General features: G+C 59.3%; 18 protein-coding genes. 9 read left to right on the top strand and 9 right to left on the bottom strand.

What is annotated here, in order from left to right:
• Window positions 1–165 precede the first annotated feature (165 nt).
• A complete protein-coding gene (locus LOY28_RS25640) occupies window positions 166–4014 on the bottom strand; it encodes a bifunctional diguanylate cyclase/phosphodiesterase (protein WP_018925868.1) in 3849 nt (1282 codons plus the stop codon).
• A gap of 286 nt (window positions 4015–4300) precedes the next feature.
• On the opposite strand from LOY28_RS25640, the gene ettA reads away from it, so the two are divergent.
• A complete protein-coding gene (gene ettA / locus LOY28_RS25635; protein ID WP_018925869.1) occupies window positions 4301–5965 on the top strand; it encodes an energy-dependent translational throttle protein EttA in 1665 nt (554 codons plus the stop codon).
• Between the two features lie 128 nt (window positions 5966–6093).
• Here ettA and LOY28_RS25630 read toward each other — a convergent pair whose 3' ends face one another.
• The 4 genes from LOY28_RS25630 to LOY28_RS25615 form a co-directional block, all read right to left on the bottom strand.
• Complete coding sequence (locus tag LOY28_RS25630; RefSeq protein ID WP_018925870.1) at window positions 6094–6588, bottom strand: GreA/GreB family elongation factor; 495 nt, start codon at window positions 6586–6588, stop codon at window positions 6094–6096.
• A gap of 70 nt (window positions 6589–6658) precedes the next feature.
• On the bottom strand, window positions 6659–7015 hold the full coding sequence (locus LOY28_RS25625) for a hypothetical protein (protein ID WP_018925871.1): 357 nt from the start codon (window positions 7013–7015) through the stop codon (window positions 6659–6661).
• Between the two features lie 84 nt (window positions 7016–7099).
• The gene (locus LOY28_RS25620; protein ID WP_258612700.1) at window positions 7100–8953 is read right to left on the bottom strand and encodes a DUF4105 domain-containing protein; all 1854 of its coding nucleotides are present in this window, start codon (window positions 8951–8953) and stop codon (window positions 7100–7102) included.
• 107 nt (window positions 8954–9060) lie between these two features.
• Window positions 9061–9549 carry a DUF3015 domain-containing protein gene (locus LOY28_RS25615; protein ID WP_018925873.1) on the bottom strand — a complete coding sequence of 163 codons (489 nt, stop codon included), beginning with the start codon at window positions 9547–9549 and terminating at the stop codon, window positions 9061–9063.
• A 275-nt stretch (window positions 9550–9824) separates the two neighbouring features.
• On the opposite strand from LOY28_RS25615, the gene LOY28_RS25610 reads away from it, so the two are divergent.
• Window positions 9825–12263 carry a Lon protease family protein gene (locus LOY28_RS25610; protein WP_018925874.1) on the top strand — a complete coding sequence of 813 codons (2439 nt, stop codon included), beginning with the start codon at window positions 9825–9827 and terminating at the stop codon, window positions 12261–12263.
• Window positions 12264–12591: 328 nt separating this feature from the next.
• Window positions 12592–12933, top strand: a complete 342-nt coding sequence (locus LOY28_RS25605) for a hypothetical protein (RefSeq protein WP_019581273.1) — start codon at window positions 12592–12594, stop codon at window positions 12931–12933.
• A gap of 6 nt (window positions 12934–12939) precedes the next feature.
• Here the strand turns inward: LOY28_RS25605 and LOY28_RS25600 are convergent, their stop codons facing one another.
• Window positions 12940–14769: a hypothetical protein gene (locus LOY28_RS25600; protein ID WP_258612699.1), complete on the bottom strand. Its 1830-nt coding sequence runs from the start codon at window positions 14767–14769 to the stop codon at window positions 12940–12942.
• Between the two features lie 160 nt (window positions 14770–14929).
• On the opposite strand from LOY28_RS25600, the gene LOY28_RS25595 reads away from it, so the two are divergent.
• The 3 genes from LOY28_RS25595 to LOY28_RS25585 all read left to right on the top strand — a co-directional run bounded on the left by LOY28_RS25595 (window position 14930) and on the right by LOY28_RS25585 (window position 16594).
• A complete protein-coding gene (locus LOY28_RS25595) occupies window positions 14930–15418 on the top strand; it encodes a TIGR00645 family protein (protein WP_007938436.1) in 489 nt (162 codons plus the stop codon).
• A gap of 134 nt (window positions 15419–15552) precedes the next feature.
• The gene (locus LOY28_RS25590) at window positions 15553–15846 is read left to right on the top strand and encodes a DUF6482 family protein (protein WP_018925878.1); all 294 of its coding nucleotides are present in this window, start codon (window positions 15553–15555) and stop codon (window positions 15844–15846) included.
• A 130-nt stretch (window positions 15847–15976) separates the two neighbouring features.
• Window positions 15977–16594, top strand: coding sequence for an FKBP-type peptidyl-prolyl cis-trans isomerase (locus tag LOY28_RS25585; RefSeq protein ID WP_007938433.1), 618 nt, complete (start codon window positions 15977–15979; stop codon window positions 16592–16594).
• Window positions 16595–16655: 61 nt separating this feature from the next.
• Here the strand turns inward: LOY28_RS25585 and LOY28_RS25580 are convergent, their stop codons facing one another.
• The 3 genes from LOY28_RS25580 to LOY28_RS25570 all read right to left on the bottom strand — a co-directional run bounded on the left by LOY28_RS25580 (window position 16656) and on the right by LOY28_RS25570 (window position 18585).
• Window positions 16656–16913, bottom strand: a complete 258-nt coding sequence (locus tag LOY28_RS25580; RefSeq protein ID WP_018925879.1) for a hypothetical protein — start codon at window positions 16911–16913, stop codon at window positions 16656–16658.
• Between the two features lie 204 nt (window positions 16914–17117).
• Entirely contained in the window at window positions 17118–17459 is a 342-nt protein-coding gene (locus LOY28_RS25575; RefSeq protein WP_018925880.1) for a zinc ribbon domain-containing protein YjdM, read from the bottom strand.
• A 157-nt stretch (window positions 17460–17616) separates the two neighbouring features.
• Window positions 17617–18585 (bottom strand): polyprenyl synthetase family protein, encoded by a 969-nt coding sequence (locus LOY28_RS25570; RefSeq protein ID WP_018925881.1) that lies wholly within the window; start codon window positions 18583–18585, stop codon window positions 17617–17619.
• Between the two features lie 240 nt (window positions 18586–18825).
• Here LOY28_RS25570 and rplU point away from each other — a divergent pair, with 240 nt between their 5' ends.
• From rplU to cgtA, 3 genes are all read left to right on the top strand, one after another.
• Window positions 18826–19140 carry a 50S ribosomal protein L21 gene (rplU, locus tag LOY28_RS25565; RefSeq protein ID WP_007901869.1) on the top strand — a complete coding sequence of 105 codons (315 nt, stop codon included), beginning with the start codon at window positions 18826–18828 and terminating at the stop codon, window positions 19138–19140.
• A 33-nt stretch (window positions 19141–19173) separates the two neighbouring features.
• A complete protein-coding gene (rpmA, locus tag LOY28_RS25560) occupies window positions 19174–19431 on the top strand; it encodes a 50S ribosomal protein L27 (RefSeq protein ID WP_003228360.1) in 258 nt (85 codons plus the stop codon).
• 195 nt (window positions 19432–19626) lie between these two features.
• Window positions 19627–20850: an Obg family GTPase CgtA gene (gene cgtA / locus LOY28_RS25555; RefSeq protein ID WP_018925882.1), complete on the top strand. Its 1224-nt coding sequence runs from the start codon at window positions 19627–19629 to the stop codon at window positions 20848–20850.
• The last annotated feature ends 112 nt before the right edge of the window (window positions 20851–20962 follow it).

Below are 20962 nucleotides of genomic sequence, written 5' to 3'. Positions count from 1 at the left end.
GCGTCTGTGGCGAGGGGGCTTGTCGGAACGCCGCATCGCCCCGTTCGGCTGCGAAGCAGTCGTAATTTGCGCGAACACGGTTTGTCTGAAGAAATGTCATCGCGGGTTTTGGGGCCGCTTCGCGACCCAACGGGGGGCAAGCCCCCGCGCCACAGAAGTTCCTCTTCAGTCGAACATGAACAACGCATCATTGCTGAACTGCGCTTCGAACCGGCCGGCCGGCATCGGGCGGCCGAACAGGTAGCCCTGAACCTCATCGCAGCCATGCTCGCGCAGGAAGTCGAGCTGTTCGTGGGTTTCCACGCCCTCGGCGATTACCGCCAGATTGAGGCTGTGGGCCATGGCGATGATCGCCCGGGCAATCTGCGCATCCTGCTCGCCCGACGGCAGGCCATCAACGAAGGTGCGGTCGATTTTCAGCACATCGATCGGGAATTGCTTGAGGTAGTTGAGCGATGAATAACCGGTGCCGAAGTCGTCGACCGCAATGCTCAGGCCGAGGTTTTTCAGTCCGGCGAGGATCTGCATCGCCTCGCTGACTTCACGCATCAGGATACTTTCGGTCAGCTCCAGCTCCAGGCACGCCGGCGGCAGGCCGGTTTCCCTGAGGATGGTGGCGATCCGCGTGCCGAGCTGCCCGTCGGAGAACTGCCGGGCCGAAATATTCACCGAGACCTTCGGCACCCGCACCTTGGCCTGGTGCCAGGTCTTGAGTTGACGACAGGCCTCACCGATCACCCAGTCGCCGACATCCACCACCAGCCCGAGCTCTTCGAGCACCGGAATGAAGTCCCCTGGCGGCACCAGGCCGCGGCGCGGATGGCGCCAGCGCAGCAGGGCTTCGGCGCCGGTCAGGCGTTTGCCGTCGCCGCTGAATTGCGGCTGGTAGTACAGCACGAATTCGTTTTGTTCCAGAGCGTGGCGCAAGTCGCTTTCCAGCTCCAGACGCTCCAGGGCGCTGGCGTTCATGTCGGCCTGATAGAACTGGAAGTTGTTCTTGCCGCGTTCCTTGGCGTGGTACATCGCGGTGTCGGCGTTCTTCATCAGCTGACTGAGTTCGCTACCGTCCTGAGGACTCAGGGCGATGCCGATACTGGCGGTGACGAAGAACTCGCGGCCTTCGAGCACGAACGGCTTCACCAGGCTGGCGAGGATCTGTTCGGCCACGTGAATGGCTCGGTTCAGCGCGATCTCGCGGTTGACCCGGGGTTGCAGCAGCAATGTGAACTCATCACCGCCCATACGCGCCACGGTGTCGTCATCGTCGACGCAGCCGAGCAGGCGCGTGGCCATTTCCTTGAGCATGCGGTCGCCGGCGGCATGACCCAGGGAGTCGTTGATCGGCTTGAAGCGGTCCAGGTCGAGGAACATCAGCACCACCCAGGACTTCTGCCGTTCGGCCGATTGCAGCGCGGTGTGCAGGCGATCCTGGAACAGCGTGCGGTTGGGCAGGTGGGTCAGGGCGTCGTAATAGGCGAGGCGGTGAATCCGTTGCTCACTGGCCTTGCGTTCGCTGATGTCGCTGAAGAAACACACATAACTGGCCAGATCGCCTTCGTCGTCGAGCACCGCCGTAATCCCGACCCAGGCCGGATAGTGCTCGCCGTTGCGACGCTTGAGCCAGACTTCGCCTTCCCAGGTGCTGTGCTGATGCAATTGCTTGAGCACGTAGCGCAGATGAGTTTCCTGCTGCTCGTCGACGGTGAGCATGTTCGGCAACTGATCGAGCACCTGGGACACCGCATAGCCGCTGACTCGACTGAAGGCCTCGTTGGCCTGGACGATGTAGCCGGCCGGGTCAGTGATCAGAATCGCCGAGGTCGAGTGCTCGAATACCGTGGCCGCCATGCGCAGGTCTTTCTCGGCCCGGCGTTGCTGGCTGATGTCGCGACCGACCCCGAGCACACCTTCGAAGGCGCCGTGTTCGTCCCAGACCAAAACCAGACGCAACTCGATAGGGATCTTGCGTCCGTCGGCCCGCAGGCAGTCGAACAAAAACAGTTGGGTCTGCACCTGACTGCGCAGCAGTGTCAGTTGATCGGGTTTATCCAGCGCTTTGCTGACCCGGTCCATCAGACTGTAGATGCCGCTCAGTTGTTGCGGGTTGGCGATGGTCGATTGCCAGCCGTTCTGGAATATCCAGTCGGCGTCGAAGCCCAGCACCGCTTGCACCGAAGGGCTGACGTAGTTGAGCGCCATCTTGCTGTCAGTGGAGAAAATCACGTCGCTGATACTTTCGGCGAGCATCCGGTAGCGCTGCTCGCTGTCGCGCAGGGATTCACTGGCTTCGATCTGCTCGGTGATGTCCTTGGCCACACCGATGATGCGCGTGACCTGATCGTGCTTGTCCCGCGCCAGGGCCTGTTCGCGAATATCGAAACGCCGCCATTTGCCATCGCGATGACGGAAGCGCAGCTGGCACTGCAGCAATTGGGTGTAACCCGCCTGACGCTGAGATTGGCGAGAGCGGTGGTAGTAGTCGGCATCTTCCGGGTGCAAGAGGATTTCCCAGAAGTACTCGCCCATCTGGTGCAGCTCGGTGCGGTTGTAACCCAGCGTCTGCCCCAGGTGATGGTTGCTGAAGATCATCCGCTGGCTGATCACGTCTTGCACATACAGGTGATCCGGCACGGTGCGCACCACATCGGACCAGAATCCTTCGCGCTCCAGCAGCGAAAGCTCAATGAGTTTGCGGCTCGTGATGTCGCTGATGCTCAGGATCACCGCTCTATGGTCGGGCTGATCTTCCGGCAGGCGCAGCACGAGCCACAAGTGCTGGTCGCGGCCATTGGCGTCCTGAAGCTTGATTTCCAGCTCAAGCTGTTTCTGCTGGTGGAGCACCGCTTCGAGCACTTGATTGCCGATGGCCGTGCAGTCCAGTGGGCAGCCGTTGATCAGTAGTTTCCAGGCCTGATCGCAGGAATTGACGTTGAGCAGTTGCAGGGCGACCTGGTTGACCTCGGTGATGCGCAGTTCCTGCAACAGTTGCTGGCGTTGCTCCGGTATCCCGAGCCAGGTTCTCAGCTGCTCGCTGCTGGTGAGTTGCGCCTTGTCGAAAAAGCTTTTGAGCCCGGACAGGTCCAGCACGCACAGGGCAACACCGGTGCCTTCGAAGATGTCCTGATAGCGTCGGCGGCCTTCATGCAGTTGGCGTTGGCGGCGACGAATGTTCAGCAAAGCGATGAACGGTAACAGTGAGAAGGCCAGGCCCAGCAGGCATTTGCCGATGAATGCCGGCAGCAGTTGTTCGATCACCCGTTGCCGGTCGAACAGCCCGCGCAGTTGCCAGTCGCTGCTGCTCAGGGGGACGATCAATACGCTGTTGGTCAGTTCGTCGGGTGTCAGCGCCGCGGGTTTGGCTGAAGGCAGGGCGTCATCGCGACTGATGATCTGATGATTGATGCGGTTTTCCACCAGCCACAGGGGGCGAAGGCCGGCGTCGCCCTGTTTGGTCAATGAAGAAAAAAATGTCGGTGTCAGGCGCAGGGCCCAGTAGCCGCGAGTGCTGCCGCTGGCCTGATGCAGGAGCAGGTGCACCACCGAGCCGTCATCGGCATTGCTGAAATAGTGGGCCTGGGCGCGGCTGCGCTGGACCAGTTCGCTCAGGTAGTTGGCGTCCTGGCTGTCGACGGCGCTGTCACTCAGGACTTTCCCGGAGGGGCTGAGCAGCGCCAGGCTGCGCAGGTCGGGCAGCGACTGTTGCAGTTTGCGCAGCAATGCCTGCTGTTCGTCGGCGCTTTGCGGTTGTTCGACGATCGGTAGCAGATTAAGGGCGATCTGGGCGTTGAGCGCCATGTTGAGGCTGACTTGCGAAGCCAGGTCGGCGGTGTAGTTGATGGTGTACTGGCGCTGGTTTTTCTGGGTTTCGCGCAGTTGATCCAGCAACTGCCAGAACAGCAGTGCGAGCAGCAACAGCACGAGAGTCGCCAGCGCGCCCTTCAAGCTTCCGCGCAGGGGCGAGCCGAGCCCAGGGTTGAGCACGCTCGCGGACGGTGGCGGAGTGACATTGGACAAACTGTAATCCTGCGGTTTGGCTGGACTGGCGCGGCGTGCACTATAAGCCGGACGCCCGAAGGGCGGCTAGCATGCCTTGAGTTGTGGCGAAGTGCCAGCCCCGCTCGGCTGGACTGCCTTCTGTCAATGAGGTAGCTTTGCCGGTTACGCGGGAGCGTTCCAGCTCCTAGACTCAGGTTTTTTTCAGCGCGCACGCCTTGATACCCATCAAACGAACGACGCGCATGGCCTGGCCGGGCATCGCCTGCGCTCCAATCATTCATCAGTCACTGACCCTAGGTTCTCCATGGCTCAATACGTCTTCACCATGCATCGGCTGGGCAAAGTTGTTCCGCCGAAGCGGGAAATCCTGAAAAACATTTCGCTGTCGTTCTTCCCCGGCGCCAAAATCGGCGTCCTCGGTCTCAACGGTTCGGGTAAGTCCACGCTGCTGAAAATCATGGCAGGCGTCGACACCGAGTTCGACGGTGAAGCCCGTCCGATGCCGGACCTGAACATCGGCTACCTGCCGCAAGAACCGATCCTGGACCCGACCAAGACCGTGCGTGAAGTGGTCGAGGAAGCGGTCAGCGTGATCAAGGACGCCCAGGCGCGTCTGGACGAGGTCTACGCGGCCTACGCCGATCCGGATGCTGACTTCGACAAGCTGGCTGCAGAGCAAGCCAAACTTGAAGCCATCCTGCAGGCCAGCGATGGCCACAACCTGGATCGCCAACTGGAAGTCGCTGCCGATGCGCTGCGTCTGCCGGCCTGGGATGCCAGGGTTGAACATCTTTCCGGTGGTGAAAAGCGTCGTGTGGCCCTGTGCCGCCTGCTGCTGTCCGCCCCGGACATGCTGCTGCTCGACGAACCAACCAACCACCTGGACGCCGACTCCGTCGCCTGGCTGGAGCACTTCCTGCACGATTTCCCGGGCACCGTGGTTGCGATCACGCACGACCGTTACTTCCTGGACAACGTTGCCGGCTGGATCCTCGAACTCGACCGCGGCGCCGGTATCCCGTACGAGGGCAACTATTCGGGTTGGCTCGAAGCCAAGTCCGATCGTCTGGCTGCCGAATCCAAGCAGCAATCGGCTCACGAAAAGGCCATGAAAGAAGAGCTGGAGTGGGTGCGCAAAGGCGCCAAGGCCCGCCAGTCCAAGTCCAAGGCTCGTCTGCAACGCTTCGAAGAAATGCAATCGCAGGAATTCCAGAAGCGCAGCGAAACCAACGAGATCTACATCCCGGCCGGTCCACGCCTGGGCGACAAGGTCATCGAGTTCAAGAACGTCACCAAGGGCTACGGCGATCGCGTGCTGATCGACAACCTGTCGTTCTCCATGCCTAAAGGCGCCATCGTTGGCGTGATCGGTGGTAACGGTGCCGGTAAATCGACCCTGTTCCGCATGCTGATGGGCAAGGAAACGCCGGATTCGGGCAGCATCGAAGTCGGCGAAACCGTGCAACTGGCGTGCGTCGACCAGAGCCGTGAAGACCTGGATGGCAGCAAGACTGTGTTCCAGCAGATCTCCGACGGTTCCGACCAGATTCGCATCGGCAACTACGAGATCCCGTCGCGTACCTACGTCGGTCGTTTCAACTTCAAGGGTGGCGATCAGCAGAAGTTCGTCAAGGACCTGTCCGGTGGTGAGCGTGGTCGCTTGCACCTGGCCCTGACCCTGAAAGAGGGCGGCAACGTCCTGCTGCTCGACGAACCGTCCAACGACCTCGACGTTGAAACCCTGCGTTCCCTGGAAGAAGCCTTGCTGGACTTCCCGGGCGCCGCCATTGTGATCTCTCACGATCGGTGGTTCCTTGACCGCGTCGCGACTCACATCCTGGCGTACGAAGACGACTCGCAAGCGGTGTTCTTCGAAGGCAACTACACCGAGTACGAAGCCGATCGCAAGAAGCGCCTCGGCGAAGCGGCCTCCCAGCCACACCGGGTACGGCACAAGAAACTGGCCTGATTTCAGGTTGGCTGCATAAAAAAACGGAGCCTTCGTTCGGGGGCTCCGTTTTTTTATGGGTTTTCAGTGGCACCGCGGTGTGGCCTTCGCGAGCAAGCCTCGCTCCTACAGCGAAGGCGCCATCGGACTCACCCGATCTCTATAGCCAGCACCTCAATCACCATATCCCCCACCGGCCGCTTCCACGACACTTCATCGCCTACGTGCGCACCCAGTAATGCCCGTCCCAGCGGTGAACTCCAATTGATCAGTCCATGGGCGGCATCCGCCTGGTCTTCTCCGACCAATTGCACGCGCTGTTCATGATCGTGCTCGTCGGCAAAGGTCACCCAATTGCCAATCTGCACTTTGTCGGTCGAGGAGGCTTGTGCGACCACCTGTGCGCTTTGCAGGCGCTGCTTGAAGTAGCGCCAGTCGCGATCGAGGTCGGCCTGGCGCTGCTTGTCGGCCAGGTCACCTTTGGCGCTTTCCTCGTCGAGCAGGCTTTGCAGCACGGCGACTTTCGCCTGAAGCTGCATAAGCCCGGCGGGTGTGACGTAATTGGGCTGCGCGCTGACCTGTCGTTCGACTGGCAGGTCGGCTTGCGCGGCAGCGTTATCTTCATTGACGAAGGCGCGACTCATGTTGTTCTCCCGTTATAGGGTTTGGGCCATGGTCGCGTGCTTTAAGTTTCGACGAATGTCTGTAAACGACTTATTGCGAGCGATAGGCTCGCGCGGCGTCCCGGTCTTTCTCTCGTTGCCAGGCCCTTTCGCGCTCATCCCAATGGCGTTCCCTGTACTCGTTGCGATCCTCGCTTTCCCGCATGGCCTGGCATTGACGCAAGCCATCGGTCCAGCCTTCTGCGTATTGCTTGTCCTTGAGGTAGCGTGGGACATTTTTGCGAAATTCACCGGTGATTGCCCCGGCGGCTTGCCGGCCACTGCTGCAACCGTCATCGAAGCCATCGGCGAACGCCGGCGGATACCCTTTGGCGATCAGATCCTCGTGAGTCGACTGGCACCCTGTAACCAATAGCAACAACCCCAACACACCCACGCAACGCCACATCTCGGACTCCAGGGCCGTTCAACGGCCTATAGGGGAAGTCTAGAAGCGGATTTGTCGGATGGGAGTGAAAGAAGGGTCAAAAGATCAATAGTGATACCACTTCACTTCAAGCATCACTTCGTTTTCAGGTGATGCCAGGTGGCTGAATTCGCGTTGGGCACTCAGGCGCAGCCCGAGGTTGCGCGACAACTCCCACTGCTGATTCAGGCTCATGCTCCGGCGCACTTCGCCGTTGGTGAAGTAATCGCCCTTGGCTTCCAGGCTGAAATTCCCCAGCGGGTTTTTCCACAGCAAACCGCTGTTGAAGCCCGCTGCCGGGGCAATGAAGCCTGCGAAGTCGTTGTTGTGCTCCACGCGCACGGTGCCCAAGGCGAACCCGAGCATGTCGTCGCTCAGTTGCCAGGTCCCGCCACCACCACCGTTGACATGACTGACCAGGGTTTCGTCATCGTGCTTGCCCGGCACACGCTCCAGGCCGCCGGTGACTTGCCACGACAGCGGCTGCAACAGCGCGTTGCGCGGGGTCAGGGAGCGGATGGTCGCCAGGTCCAGTTGCTGCAGCTGCCAGTGATTGCCTTCGTATTGGCGCAGCTTCATCTGCAGGATTTCGATCTGCGCGCCAAGGGGAAAGCTTTCGGCGTTGTCGTTAAGGTCGTGGTAGGCCATGCGCAGGCCATATTCGCCGAAGGCTTGGTCACCCCGGGTGCCGATGCCGGCCTGCCAGGTGCGGGACTCGTGGCCATCCTCGGGCAAGCCAGGTCGCGCAATGTCCAGTTCAGGAGGCGGGTTCTGATTGATCGCGCGCAGTAATTCGAAACTGCGCTGAGCTCGTTGCGGGTCACGTTCCTGGCCGTTGGCGCGATAACGCTCCAGACGATAGGCCGCGTCGATGATCAACGCCTGACGCTCGCGCGGTTGCGCCTTGAACGCCGGTTCCTGCAATTGCTTCTGATCGGCGCTGATTTTCAGCACCCACTGCTGCTCTTCATCGGTCAACGGCTGCGCGCGGCTCAGCAGTTCACGCTCGCGGGACGGGCGATATTCGATCGACTCCACCAGCCCGGCCTGTTTCACCGCTTTGACGGTGTCGGTGGGAATGGCGGTCAACGGGAACTGATCGGTCAGCTTCAGGCCCGGCCGCGCCACCTGCAGCAGCTCTAGCAGGCGATAGGAGCAGTTTTCATCGAAGAAGAAGTAGTCGAACTGGATCTGCTTGAGCTCCCAGACATGCTCGACCATGCGCTCGGTTTCCTGCTGGGTCAGGTTCAGGCGGTATTCCCACAGGTCGCGGTTTTCGAGGCTACGGTATTCCGAGAGTTTTTCCTGATAGGGCACCAGTGCAAACAGCCCGGGATAACCACCCATCAGGCCTTTCCACGCGTACAAAATGCTGTTGTCTGACCCTTCGATGTAGGCGCCGAAGTTGATCGCGTAACTGAGCAGCGAGGTCTTGTCGCGCTGCACATCGGCCTGATCGATGCGCAGCAAGGTATGGCCGAACATCGACGACGGGCTGTTCAGGTAGGCGGCCGGGAAAATCATCACCGCACTGTGGGGCGAAACGTCCTTGAACCATTGCTTGAATTCAGCACAGTCCAGCGACGGCAGATCCGTCAGGTCAAGTTGCGCCTTGAGCCAGCGAGTACGGGCCGGATAGACGCATTGCGCATGCTGCTCGCCGGCACTGGCCGGGGCATACAGCGCCTGTACGGTCGCCGCCAGTTCGCGGTCGGGGTGTTCGTTGCCATCGGAGGCGAGAAAGAATTTCTTGTCGCTGACATAGCTGCGCCAGCCACCGAGCTTGGCGGTTTCGTAATGACCCAGGGAAATCCAGAAGGGGTCGTTGGCCAGTTGCTGCAAACGTTGATTGTCGATGTGGGGCGCGGCGGACAGCGGGGCGCAGACACAGAGCGCCAGCCAGGCAAGGCGTTTGAGCATAGTGAGCAACTTAAGTCGAAAGAAACAAAGACCCAAAGAGGCAGGCCAAAAGGGCCGGGGTCAAAAAAATAAAACCCGCTCCCCAAAGAGAGCGGGACGGGTCGAGCTTAAGCTTGAGTGGCGTACTTGGCCAGACGAGGATCGTTCTTCAATACGGCCAGGGTATTGGTATGCACGTCTTCAGCGGTCACGTCAGCCTTGCTGAAAATTTGCTGGAAGTGTTGATGAGTCACGGCGGCGAAGTGCGCACGGTCTTCCGGCGCCACGCCCAGTACCACGGCGTAAGTAGTCAGCGCTTCGCCCTGACCTTTAGCCATGTCTTCGGACAGCTCGTTCATCATGCCATTCATGGCAATCCAGGATTTGCCGCCATAGGTCAGCGCCGCATTGGTCGAGCAACCGTTGGTGCCGGAGGTCATACCGAAAGTTGCATTACCGGAGGTGCCGTTGGTGGTGGATGCCAGGAAGTGTGCCGGGGTGCCACGCTGACCTTCGAACAGCATGTTGCCCCAACCGCAGTCCGGACCGCCTGGCGCCTGAGCCATGGCGTTGATGGATACAACGGTGAAGAGAGTACCAAGAAGAATCCGTTTCATAGCTATGTTCTCTTTGTGTGCATACCAATGGACAGGGTGCTGGCCCCTAATGGTGCCAGTGGGCCGGTTATTCGTTCCAGCCGCGCAGTTTGGAGTTTAGGCAGGTTCCAGGGGTTCCGTGATTTTTTGCGAAACATTCCCTGAAAACCTTGATTTTGACCCGCGCGGCCCGAGGATGGGGGCTTGTCTAAGCTTTGGCTTGAGGTGCGCCTTGCCAGTGGGTACGGGCAGCGCCAGAATGCCGTTATCTGCCCCGCCTGATGTAAGGAAGCCCGATGCCTGATCCTGTTGCTGCCAGCTTGCGTCTAGCGCCTGAAGCGCTGACCCGTCCGTTTTCCGCTGAACAGTTCAGCTTCTCTACCACCAATGATCTGGAGCCCTTCCGCGGTGTGCTTGGCCAGGAACGTGCGGTCGAAGCCTTGCAGTTCGGTGTGGCCATGCCGCGCCCCGGTTACAACGTGTTCGTCATGGGCGAGCCCGGCACCGGCCGGTTTTCGTTCGTCAAACGCTACCTCAAGGCCGAAGGCAAACGCCTGCAGACCCCGGCCGACTGGGTCTACGTCAATAATTTCGATGAGCCTCGTGAGCCTCGCGCCCTGGAATTGCCGTCGGGCACCGCCGGGGCTTTTATCGGTGACATCAACGGCTTGATCGACAACCTGCTGGCGACCTTTCCGGCAGTATTCGAGCACCCGTCCTACCAGCAGAAGAAAAGCGCCATCGACCGTGCGTTCAACCAGCGTTATGACCGTGCGCTGGATGTGATCGAGCGTCTGGCGCTGGAGAAAGACGTCGCGCTCTACCGCGACAGCAGCAACATTGCCTTCACCCCGATGAGCGAAGGCAAGGCCCTGGATGAGGCGGAATTCGCACAGTTGCCGGAAGCCGAGCGCGAGCGCTTTCATGATGACATTTCCGGGCTCGAAGAGCGGTTGAACGAAGAGCTCGCCAGCCTGCCGCAATGGAAGCGCGAGTCGAGCAATCAGCTGCGCCAGCTCAACGAAGAAACCATCACCCTGGCCTTGCAGCCCTTGCTGGCGCCGCTGTCGGAAAAGTACGCGGAAAACGCAGGCGTTTGCGGTTACTTGCAAGCGATGCAGGTGTACCTGCTCAAAACGGTGGTCGAGCAACTGGTGGATGACAGCAAGACCGACGCCATCGCCCGCAAATTGCTTGAAGAGCAATACGCCCCGAGCCTGGTGGTCGGGCATCCGCACAGCGGCGGTGCGCCGGTGGTGTTCGAGCCGCACCCGACCTACGACAACCTGTTCGGCCGCATCGAATACAGCACCGATCAGGGCGCGCTCTACACCACCTATCGGCAGTTGCGACCGGGTGCATTGCACCGGGCCAACGGCGGTTTCCTGATCCTCGAAGCGGAAAAAATGCTCAGCGAGCCATTCGTGTGGGATGCGCTCAAGCGTGCCTTGCAATCGCGCAAGCTGAAAATGGAATCCCCGCTGGGTGAGCTGGGCCGTCTGGCCACCGTGACGCTGACGCCGCAACACATTCCGTTGCAGGTCAAAGTCGTGATCATCGGCGCCCGGCAGCTCTACTACACGCTGCAAGACCTCGATCCGGACTTCCAGGAGATGTTCCGCGTCCTGGTGGATTTCGACGAAGACATTCCGATGGTCGACGAAAGCCTGGAGCAGTTCGCCCAGTTGCTCAAAACCCGTACCTCGGAAGAAGGCATGGCGCCGCTGACCGCGGATGCGGTGGCGCGTCTGGCGACTTACAGCGCACGTCTGGCCGAGCACCAGGGACGTTTGTCGGCCCGGATCGGCGATCTGTTCCAACTGGTCAGCGAGGCAGATTTCATTCGTGACCTGGCGGGTGACGAGATGACTGACGCCGGGCACATCGAGCGTGCGCTCAAGGCCAAGGCTACCCGTACCGGACGAGTTTCGGCGCGGATTCTCGATGACATGCTGGCCGGGATCATTCTGATCGACACCGATGGCGCGGCGGTCGGCAAGTGCAACGGGCTGACGGTACTGGAAGTCGGCGATTCGGCCTTCGGGATACCGGCGCGGATTTCCGCCACGGTGTATCCGGGCGGCAGCGGCATCGTCGACATCGAGCGCGAGGTCAACCTCGGCCAGCCGATTCACTCCAAAGGCGTGATGATCCTCACCGGGTACCTGGGCAGCCGCTATGCCCAGGAATTCCCGTTGGCGATTTCCGCAAGCATCGCCCTGGAGCAGTCCTACGGTTACGTCGACGGCGACAGCGCATCGTTGGGCGAGGCCTGCACGCTGATCTCGGCCTTGTCGAAAACTCCACTCAAGCAGTGCTTTGCGATTACCGGTTCGATCAACCAATTCGGTGAAGTGCAGGCGGTAGGCGGGGTCAACGAGAAGATCGAAGGCTTCTTCCGGCTCTGCGAGGCTCGCGGCCTGACGGGCGAGCAGGGAGCGATCATTCCTCAGGCTAACGTCGCCACGCTGATGCTTGACGAGAAGGTGCTGGCGGCGGTGCGCGCGGGGCAGTTCCATGTCTACGCGGTGCGCCAGGCCGACGAAGCACTGAGCCTGCTGGTCGGCGAGCCGGCCGGTACGCCGGATGAGAATGGCGACTTTCCCGAGGGCAGCGTCAACGCGCGGGTGGTGGAACGCTTGCGGGTGATCGCGGAAATGGTCAGCGACGAAGACCTCAAGGAGGCCGAAAAAGAGTTGGCGCAGGAAGCCTTGCTGGAAGTCAAACCGGCCTGAGTCAATCTCGGAACTGAGGAGGCTCCCTGTGGCGAGGGAGCTTGTCGAACCGCCGCACCGCCCCGTTCGGCTGCGTAGCAGTCGTCAAATCGGCGATGAGGTCTGTCTGATAAATTTCGGGGCTGCTTCGCAGCCCAACGGGGCAAGCCCCCTCGTCACATCTCTGGCGTCAATATTTGCACGGCGACCACTCGGCGCCTTCTGGCTGCGGGCCGCGTGCGAGCTGAACTTTTCTTCTATTCTCTGCTCAAGGATATCGACAGTTATCACTGGATCGAGACAGCCTTCCCGTGGAGGCTGAATACCGGATCTACCGAGGGTCGCCGCCATGTCGCGCAACCTCTGCCTCACCCGTCAATGCCTGGGCCTTGTGACCCGTATCGAATGTGCTATCCGCCCGCTGGCGGGAGATACGGGCATGTGGACCTTGCTTTTTGCCGCCGGAATGGCCGGCGAGCAACCTTCAGCCATCAAGGCTCAAGGCCCGTTCCGTGGGCCGGTCGTGGCTGAATCGATCCTCGACACCATCGTCGAAAGTCTGACCCTGCATGGCTACGAGCTGGCCGATGACCCGCAAATCTGGTGCCTGCACCTGCAAGCCCAGTTGCGAGAGATCAACGGTGGCCGTTTCCACAACCTTGCCGGTCCCGGGTTTCGACCTGAAGGCTGATCCAGGCTATTGATCCAGGTTACCTGGCTCGGTCTTGTCGAGTTTGACCTCGAAACCGTATTGCACGGTGGTGAGGTTGGTTCGCTGATAAGTTTCCAGACGTGTGGGCTGGCCGTAGAAGTAATGCACTGCGAATAACCCCGGACCTTGCGCGTTCGCGTCGTGACTGACCGAAAGAATCTCCTTCAGATAGTTGCCACTGTCGTCCTTGGCGAAAAAGCGCCAATCCTGGTCGGGGAACAGCTTCAGATCAACCACCAACTCATTCCCTTTGAGCGCCAGGCCCTTGGGCAGTTGGGGGGAGTCGTAGGTTTGCTTGTCGACAGTCGCCAGGAACAGCGGCATGGAGCCCACCGCGTAGGCCGGAGTTTCTGCAAACAGATTCAGATCGTAGGTGATGCTGCCGCGTAGCGGGTCGACCTGATACGCCTCCGGTGGCAGCTCGATCGGCCCATCGCGCCGGCCATTGCTGTCTTGGGTAAAGAACGTCACGGGACTTTCGCCGGGATTGAACGAGGTGCCGAGCAGTTCATCATTGAAACTTCTGGGGTGATCGAAATCGATGCGCGCGGCGCTCGGGTCATCGATCGACTGGCTGATACTGATGCTTTTTTTCAGTTGGTTCTCGTCCAGCGTCGCACCCTTGAGCCAGGTCGCAGCCTGGTCGTCGTATACCACCACGGGCAAAGCCAGTGGCTGGATGGTTTTTTCCGTCGTGTGCGGGTCGAAGCGGCGTACTGGCAGGTCCAGGTTCTTGCGGGTCACCGTGACCGCCGAGAAATCCAGCAGGCTGACTTCGAGCGTGTCGATCGGTCCATTGAAGTACACCTTGGCATACTGTCGGGTTTGTTGTTTTTCAAAGGCACGCTGGTCGTCCTCGAGCTGTTTTTCGAACGCTTCGCTCCAGGCTTTCTGCTGTTGCATTTGCGCCAGTTGTTTTTGATAGAACGCAATTTGCGTGGCGGTTTCATTGATTGCGCCCGAGCGCGAGAGGAATTGCCCGGTGCTGTCCCTGGCCTGAACGATCAGCGAGTTGGGCGGTGTATCGCGAACCTCGGGGGCCGGTGGTGCGCTGTTACTGAATTCGATTTCGGCATGGTTTTTTTCAAGTTTCAGCAGCGTGACACTGAGGTTGTCATTGGTGCGCGTCTGGCCGACGTCCTTTTTTGTCAGGTCGAAGCTGTAGATTCGGCGTGGGGCGATGACCTCCACCTTGCCTTGCAGGCTCACTGGTTGTGGCAGGTGCTTTTTGTCCACACCCAGGCCTTCGATGAAGGGGTAGGTCACCGTCAAGTCATCGGGGTTGGTCAGGTTGGAGCTCGACGGGCTCAGCTGAATGCCGGGATCGGTTTCCGACCATTCCGGCTGAAACGCGATGACGCGCTTGTTGCTGAGGGTCACCGATTGCCATTCCAGGTCATGAGGGAAAAGGAATGCGCCAGGGGCGTTGAAGTGGAGGGGGAATACTGGTTGCAGATCGGTCAGGTAATCCGAGCTGGACTCCTTGTGCAGCACGAACAGCCCGTTGATGTAAGTGTCGACCAGCGCCTGGGGCGTGGGGTAGTGCTTGAATACGGCGAGGGCATCTTCGCCGTATTCGGTGACCACCGGTTTACTGTCGAGCTTGAGTTGCGCACGCTCGAGCAGCAACAGTGAACCGCCGAGTTCGGTCACGACGTCCTTGAGTTTCGGATCCTTGATCGCCTCCAGAGACTTTTCGAACTGCGCGGTCTTTTCTTCGAGGCTGACTTGGCGTTTCTCATCGCTGGGTGAACAACCACCGAGCAGCAATGCGAGGCAAAGTCCTGCACTCGTTAAGGGCAATCGCACATCCATTTCCAGTTTTCCTGTCCGATGTCGCTGACCTGTCATTGATCTGGACACTAGCAGAAAAACTTTGTCACACACACGCAGGTTGCGGATTTTCCGGCGGTTTCTGGGTGTAACAGGCGGCTGTTATACTCGCCGCCATTTCCAGCCCCTTGTGTGAGATTCAATGGAACGCTTTATCGAAAATACAATGTACGCCTCCCGCTGGTTGCTGGCGCCGATCTATTTCGGTTTGTCGCTGGGCTTGCTGGCGTTGGCACTGAAATTCTTCCAGGAAGTCATCCACGTCATCCCTAACGTGTTCTCGATGGCCGAGTCGGATCTGATTCTGGTGTTGTTGTCGCTGATCGACATGGCGCTGGTAGGCGGCTTGCTGGTGATGGTGATGATCTCCGGTTACGAGAACTTCGTTTCCGAACTGGATATCGACGACAGCAAGGAGAAGCTCAACTGGTTGGGCACCATGGATTCGTCTTCGTTGAAGATGAAGGTCGCGGCTTCCATCGTGGCAATTTCGTCGATCCACTTGCTGCGGATTTTCATGGACGCCAAGAACGTCGATCCGGAGCATTTGCAGTGGTACGTGATCATCCACATGACCTTCGTGGTGTCGGCGTTTGCCATGGGTTATCTGGACAAGCTGACCAAGCACTGATCCGCCCTTACTCGGTCCACCGCACCGCCCGTCTGTTGCGAAACAGACGGGCGGTGTCGTTTGTGGCTTGTACTTTGGCGCGTCGAGGCATATCCCTGTAAGAACCCTGGCTCTCCACTGCGTGAGGTGCGCTCATGAACCTGCAAGAGTTGAATGCGTTTGCCATCGCCGGAAAGATCGATGAGTTGAACCTGATCTCGATGGAAGGCGTGTTCTACGTGCTGGAGGCTCGGATGCATGGTGCGGCGCATCCAGTGCTCGATGCTCATGGCGAGACATTGCAGCTGCGGTCGGTCGAGCATGCGCGTGAAGTGCTTCACGACTGTCCCAAGCCATTCAACGTTGTATGTACCTCGGCCCATGATGAAATGTGCGGTACCAGCGCCGAGGAAAGTCCGAAATTACCGAGCACCTTCCGTTCTGCGTAACAGGGCTGACGCCGCTCATCAACGTGGCGGCATCTGTGCTAGTCTGCTCGCCCTTTTGATTCCGGGCGCTCCGGGATGCGCTGTGCACGCACGGCAAGTTCCAGGGCCGTCCGCACAGCGGAGCAGTGTCATGTCCGAAGTAAATCTGTCCACCGATGAAACCCGCGTCAGCTACGGCATTGGCCGTCAGTTGGGCGACCAGCTGCGTGACAATCCGCCACCGGGCGTGAGCCTGGACGCAATCCTGGCGGGTCTGACCGACGCGTTCGCCGGCAAGCCAAGCCGTGTGGGTCAGGAAGAAATGTCCGCCAGCTTCAAAGTGATCCGCGAGATCATGCAAGCTGAAGCGGCTGCCAAGGCTGAAGCTGCTGCTGGCGAAGGCCTGGCTTTCCTGGCTGAAAACGCCAAGCGTGAAGGCATCACTACTCTGGCTTCGGGCCTGCAATTTGAAGTGCTGACTCAAGGTGAAGGCGCCAAGCCAACCCGTGAAGATCAAGTGCGCACGCACTACCACGGCACTCTGATCGACGGCACTGTGTTCGACAGCTCCTACGAGCGCGGCCAGCCTGCAGAATTCCCGGTAGGCGGCGTTATCGCTGGCTGGACCGAAGCCCTGCAACTGATGAACGCGGGCAGCAAATGGCGTCTGTACGTGCCGAGCGAACTGGCTTACGGCGCTCAAGGCGTTGGCAGCATTCCGCCGCACAGCGTACTGGTATTCGACGTCGAACTGCTCGACGTTCTGTAATCCCGGTGTTGGAGCTGGCCCGCTCCTGCAGGGCCAGCTCCGGCATTTTTACAAATGATCTTCATACCTCGAACTTGGTATTCAGATCATGACTCGGGCGCAACGCCCGGGCATAGCAAAACAGAAACAGATTGCGCACCAGCTCCTTGAGTACCACCGGCTCACTGGAACTCAGGCCGTTGACGTCCAGATCACCCTGATCCTGCAGCTCGTTCAAGGCTTCTTCTTCAAGCACCGCACAGACTTCCCCGGTTTCCCGATGCAGGATTCTGAGGTAGGGATGTGGGCGGTCCAGCCAGGCATCGATCAAATAAGTCATGGGTCTCATCTCCATTGATTGGGTTCAATGAGAATAATTCCTATTCATTAAATAGCAAGGGCCTATTGGCGGTTTGCGTTTTTTATCGGGTAAGGATTGCGTAAGGTCAAAACGGCTGGCGTTTGGCTATTGCGAGGAGTGCTGGGTGAGGCGGGAAGGGCAAAGCACCATCCCACGCAGGGCGCGGGATGGAATACAGCGGGCTCAGACTTTTCTGACGAACTCGGATTTGAGTTTCATCGGGCCGATGCCGTCGATCTTGCAGTCGATGTCGTGGTCGCCATCGCACAGGCGGATGTTCTTGACCTTGGTGCCGACCTTGACCACCAGGGAAGTGCCTTTGACCTTGAGGTCCTTGATCACGGTGATGGTATCGCCGTCCTGCAGGACGTTGCCGACCGAGTCCTTTTTCACGGTATCGTCGGACGCTACTTCGGCTTCGCCAGTGGCGGACCACTCATGGGCGCACTCCGGGCAGATCAGCTGTGCGCCGTCTTCGTAGGTGTATTCGGAATTGCATTTCGGGCAGGGTGGCAACGTGCTCACTAAAGCTCCTTGGATTCAGGATGGCTAAAAAGCGCACATTATATAGGGATTTATCGCAGGAGGGAGCGAACAGCAAAAGATCGCAGCCTTCGGCAGCTCCTTGGTGTACCCATGTGGAGCTGCCGAGGGCTGCGATCTTTTGAATTTGCTGTGAATATCAGTGCGTGCGAGCGACCGCAAATTCACTCAATTCCACCAGCGCATCGCGGTATTCGCTGGCGGGCAGGGCGCCGAGGCACTTGATCGCACGGGCCACGTAGTCGCGGGCCAGTTGCGCGGTGTAATCCAGTGAGCCGGAAGCTTCGACCGCTTCGCGAATGCTTTCCAGGTCTTCGATGCCACCTTTCTGGATCGCCTGACGAACCAGTGCGGCCTGCTCCGGAGTACCTTCGCGCATGGTGTAGATCAGCGGCAGCGTCGGCTTGCCCTCGGCCAGATCGTCACCGACGTTCTTGCCCAGGGTCTCGGCATCGCCACGGTAGTCCAGCAGGTCATCGACCAGTTGGAAGGCTACGCCCAGGTGATCGCCGAAGGTGCGCAGCGCTTCGCTCTGTTCCAGCGAGGCACCGGCCAGGGCCGCGGCACTGTGGGTCGAAGCCTCGAAGAGCATCGCGGTTTTGCCGCGAATGACTTCCATGTAGGTTTCTTCGGTGGTGCTGGCGTCGCGGACCTTCGACAGCTGTAGCACCTCGCCTTCAGCGATGATGCGCGTGGCTTGCGAAAGGATCTTCATTACCGGCATGGAGCCCAGTTCGACCATCATTTCGAAAGAACGCGAATACAGGAAGTCGCCCACCAGCACGCTCGGCGCGTTGCCCCACATGGCATTGGCGGTCGAACGGCCACGGCGCATGCCGGACATGTCGACGACGTCGTCGTGCAGCAGGGTGGCGGTGTGCAGAAACTCGATGGTCGCGGCCAGCAGGCGCAGGTCATCGCCCTCGCGGCCCAGTGCCTTGCCGCACAGCAGCACGAGCAAGGGACGCAGGCGTTTGCCGCCAGCCGAGGTAATGTAGTCGCCGATTTTCGATACCAGCGGCACTCGGGAAGTCAGCTGCTTCTTGATGATGCCGTCGACGGCGCTAAAATCGTCCGCCACCGCGCGGTAGAAAGCTTGGGGTTGCATCAGCGACAGTTGCTCCAGAAGGGTTGCGCGGCATGCTAGGACCCACGTCCGGGCCTGTCAAGGCGCGATGGACGGCCACTTGCAACGCCAGAGTAGCTTGCGTACAATCGCGCACCCTGAACTTCCTGGGCAGCACCTGCCTTACGCAATTGCAAACAGGCCTTCCAGCCTTATGCAGCCATGCCAGCCAATACCTCTTCTTATAAAGAGCTGGGTGAGCAGGATTATCGGAGAAATACCATGTCTTATGCAGTAATCGTTACTGGTGGCAAGCAGTACAAAGTTGCTCCAGGTGAATACCTGAAGATCGAAAAACTGGAAATCGCTACCGGCGAATCCGTAACTTTTGATCGCGTTCTGTTGGTTGCCAATGGCGACGACGTGAATATCGGCGCTCCAGTTGTTCCTGGCGCTACCGTTGTGGCTGAAGTGATCTCCCAAGGTCGTCACGATAAAGTCCGCATCATCAAGTTCCGTCGACGTAAGCACCACATGAAGCGTATGGGCCACCGCCAGTGGTACACCGAGATCAAAATCACCGGTATTCAGGCTTAATCAGCCTAATTCCTCACTAGGAGAATTGAACTCATGGCACACAAAAAAGCTGGTGGTAGTACCCGTAACGGTCGCGACTCAGAAGCCAAACGCCTTGGCGTGAAGATGTATGGCGGCCAGGTCATCAAGGCCGGTAACATCATCGTGCGTCAGCGCGGCACCCAATTCCACGCTGGCTACGGCGTTGGCATGGGTAAGGATCACACCCTCTTCGCGAAAATCGAAGGCGTGATCAAGTTTGAAGTAAAAGGCGCCTTCGGTCGTCGTTACGTGAGCGTCGTCGCAGCTTAATTGCGCGATCGCTGGAAAAGCCCTGTCTTGCGACGGGGCTTTTTCGTTTGTGGGGTGAGTCTCTTGCAAAGCTGTTTGTGATGGGCTCCAGCGCTGTATTGGCGGTCGTTGATTGAGGTCGCTGCGCTCATTTTTGCAAGAGTCTTATGTCTTGGTTGTTTTTCGGCTCGTCCGTATGGCGAGAGGCGTTTTGTTATGAAGTTTGTTGATGAAGTATCGATTCGAGTAAAGGCCGGCGACGGTGGCAACGGTTGCATGAGTTTCCGTCGAGAAAAATTCATCGAAAACGGCGGCCCGAACGGCGGCGACGGTGGTGATGGTGGTTCCATCTACATGATGGCCGACGAAAACCTGAACACCCTGGTCGACTACCGTTACACCCGCCACTTCGATGCCGAGCGCGGTTCCAACGGTGGCAGCACCGACTGCACCGGCAAAAAAGGTGAGGATCTGATCCTGCGGGTGCCGGTCGGTACCACAGTGATCGACTCTGCCACCCAGGAAGTCATCGGCGACCTGACCAAGGCCGGCCAGAAGCTGATGGTGGTTCAGGGAGGCTGGCACGGTCTGGGTAACACTCGTTTCAAATCCAGTACCAACCGTGCGCCGCGCCAGACTACGCCGGGCAAGCCGGGTGAGCAGCGCGACCTGAAATTGGAAATGAAGGTGTTGGCGGACGTCGGTCTGCTCGGTTTGCCGAACGCCGGCAAAAGTACCTTCATTCGCTCGGTATCGGCTGCCAAGCCGAAAGTCGCCGACTACCCGTTCACCACATTGGTGCCGAACCTGGGTGTGGTCAGTGTCGATCGCTGGAAGAGCTTCGTGGTCGCGGATATTCCGGGCCTGATCGAAGGTGCTTCCGACGGCGCGGGCCTGGGGATTCGCTTCCTCAAGCACTTGTCGCGTACGCGTCTGCTGCTGCACCTCGTCGACATGGCGCCGCTGGATGACACCAGTGCGCCGGATGCCGCTGAAGTGATCGTCAGCGAGCTGACCAAGTTCAGCCCGTCCCTGGCCGAGCGTGATCGCTGGCTGGTGCTGAACAAGTGTGACCAGATCCTTGAGGAAGAGCACGATGCTCGCGTCAAGGAGATCGTTGATCGTCTGGAATGGACTGGTCCGGTCTATGTGATCTCGGCGATCGCCAAGCAAGGCACCGAGCGTCTGTGCCACGACATCATGCGTTACCTGGAAGATCGCGCCGATCGCCTGGCTAACGACCCGGCCTACAAGGAAGAGCTGGCTGAGCTCGATCAGCGCATCGAAGATGAAGCGCGCGCCCAGTTGCAGGCGCTGGACGATCAGCGTGCTCTGCGCCGCAGCGGCGTGAAGTCGGTCCATGATATCGGTGACGACGATTGGGACGAAGAAGATGTGGATGACGAAGACGGTCCGGAAATCATTTACGTGCGTGACTGATTCGTTGCGATAAACTTAAGCGCCGCTCACTGGAGCGGCGTTTTAGTATCTGGAAATCGACTGTTGGTCACGAAGAACCACGAATAACGTCACGGGCAGTGCCAGGTCGCGC

It is taken from the genome of Pseudomonas sp. B21-017 (assembly GCF_024749245.1).
Taxonomy (GTDB): Bacteria; Pseudomonadota; Gammaproteobacteria; order Pseudomonadales; family Pseudomonadaceae; genus Aquipseudomonas.
Note: the sequence above shows the minus strand (reverse complement) of the source record. Positions and strands in the feature narration are given on the sequence as shown.